We start from the raw sequence: 1810 nt of genomic DNA, 5'->3' as shown, positions 1-1810 counted from the left end.
GGCGCAGCGTGGAGCCGTTCGACGTCCGCACGCGGAGGCGCGCCGAATAGTCGCCTATATTCTCGGCTAAATTGCGATGGGCTCTCATAGCCGACGGCAAAGCCTGCCGTGCTCGCCGTGGCACCCTCCGCCAGCATCAGGCGTCTGGCCTCCTGCAACCGCAGCTGTTTTTGATACTCCAGCGGCGTCATGCGGGTAATCGCCTTGAAGTGCACGTGGAGCGAGGAGGAGCTCATGCCGGCCTCGGCTGCGACATCATCGATGCGGATCGGCGCGTCGAAACGCCGGCGGATGGCGGCGATCGCACGGCTGACCTGATTGAGATGACTGCCAGCGGTTGCGACGTGACGAAGCATCGGACCGTGCGGTCCGGTGAGCAGACGATAGAGGATCTCGCGCTCGATCAGCGGCGCCAGCGCGCGGATCGTGTCGGGTCGGTCGAGCAGCCCGACCAGTCGGCATGCCGCGTCAATCAGGTCGGGATCGCCTGGGTAGACGCCGAGCACCGGCAAATCCGTACGGGCCATCCCGCCGCCTTCGCTTGCCATGAGATCGGCCAGCATCGCGGCATCGAGATCGATCTTACAGCAGAGATAGGGTCGCTCGGGGCTCGCATCGAGTACATGACCGACCAGCGGCAAGTCTACCGAGACCAAGAGGTAATGGGCCGCGTCATAGACGACGCTGTGCTCTCCAATCGATACCCGCTTCGACCCCTGGGCTATCAGGCAAAGGGAGGCCTCATAGACAGCGGGCGTGGGGGTGCTCGGCGCATCGGCCCGGATCAGCGACACATGCGGCATCGCAGTGCTGCAAATGCCAGTGCCTACGACGTGTCGGTCGATGAGGGCGGAGAGTTCAGCGATCCGGTCCATGTCGACGGTCCTTCTCCTACTCGCGCGTCGTGGGCAAGCACCCGACGTTAACTCTGGAGGATCGTGCAAGCCATTCGGGGGATCGCTCTACCGCCCGACACGGGCGATGGCCCATCTGCGTCCCATCACCACAACGGAAGGACTGCATCATGGCAGGGAATATTGACAAGGTCGTCCTCATCACCGGCGCGTCGAGTGGGATTGGCGAGGCAACTGCGCGCGAACTTGCTGCGGCCGGCGCCCGGCTGTTCATCGGCGCGCGTCGCGGAGAGCGTCTGAAGGCACTGGCGGAGGAACTGGGCGAGACCGTCGCCTGGCGCGAACTCGACGTCACCGACGGCATCGATTTCGACGCGTTCGCGGAGGCCGCTGAAGCGCGCTTCGGACGTGTTGACGTGCTGGTCAACAATGCGGGCGTGATGCCGCTCTCGCCGCTTGCTGCGCTGAAGCGCGACGAGTGGAAGCGGATGGTCGACGTCAACATCCACGGCGTCCTCAATGGCATCGCTGCGGTCCTGCCGCGGTTCGTGGTTCAGCGGAGCGGCCATGTCGTCAATGTCGCCTCGGTCGCGGCGCACATGGTGATGCCGACCGCTGCGGTTTATTGCGCCACCAAGCATGCTGTGCGCGCCATTACCGAGGGCCTGCGGCAGGAGCATGACGACGTCCGTTCGACGTTAATCTCGCCGGGCGTAGTTGCCACCGAGCTGGGTCATGACATCACCGATCCTGAGGTTGCGGCGGCACTGACCGGATGGCGGAAGAAGTCGCTGACGCCGGATGCGATCGCGCGAGCCGTTCGCTATGCCATTGAGCAGCCCGATGGTGTCGACATCAATGAGGTGATCGTACGCCCAACCGCAGCGGATATGTGAGTGCTTGGGCGTGCCGGTGCCGTCGCGGGCACGCCCACACAACCGGTTCGCCGACACAAC

General features: G+C 64.5%; 2 protein-coding genes. One reads left to right on the top strand and one right to left on the bottom strand.

The window, feature by feature from the left end:
• On the bottom strand, positions 1-875 hold an 875-nt coding region (locus BRX43_RS19970; protein ID WP_164523705.1), incomplete at its 3' end, for an AraC family transcriptional regulator.
• A gap of 149 nt (positions 876-1024) precedes the next feature.
• Between BRX43_RS19970 and BRX43_RS19965 the strand changes: the two genes are divergently transcribed.
• On the top strand, positions 1025-1750 hold the full coding sequence (locus BRX43_RS19965; RefSeq protein ID WP_125996788.1) for an SDR family oxidoreductase: 726 nt from the start codon (positions 1025-1027) through the stop codon (positions 1748-1750).
• The last annotated feature ends 60 nt before the right edge of the window (positions 1751-1810 follow it).

This window comes from Sphingomonas sp. S-NIH.Pt15_0812 (assembly GCF_003951315.1).
Classification (GTDB): domain Bacteria; phylum Pseudomonadota; class Alphaproteobacteria; order Sphingomonadales; family Sphingomonadaceae; genus Sphingomonas.
The sequence above is the reverse complement of the archived record's forward strand: the minus strand, read 5'-3'. Positions and strand labels throughout refer to the sequence as shown.

What these genes read in the sequence shown, in the direction of transcription:
- BRX43_RS19965 (WP_125996788.1), top strand. Translation starts at nt 1,025, where the DNA reads ATGGCAGGGAATATTGACAAGGTCGTCCTCATCACCGGCGCGTCGAGT.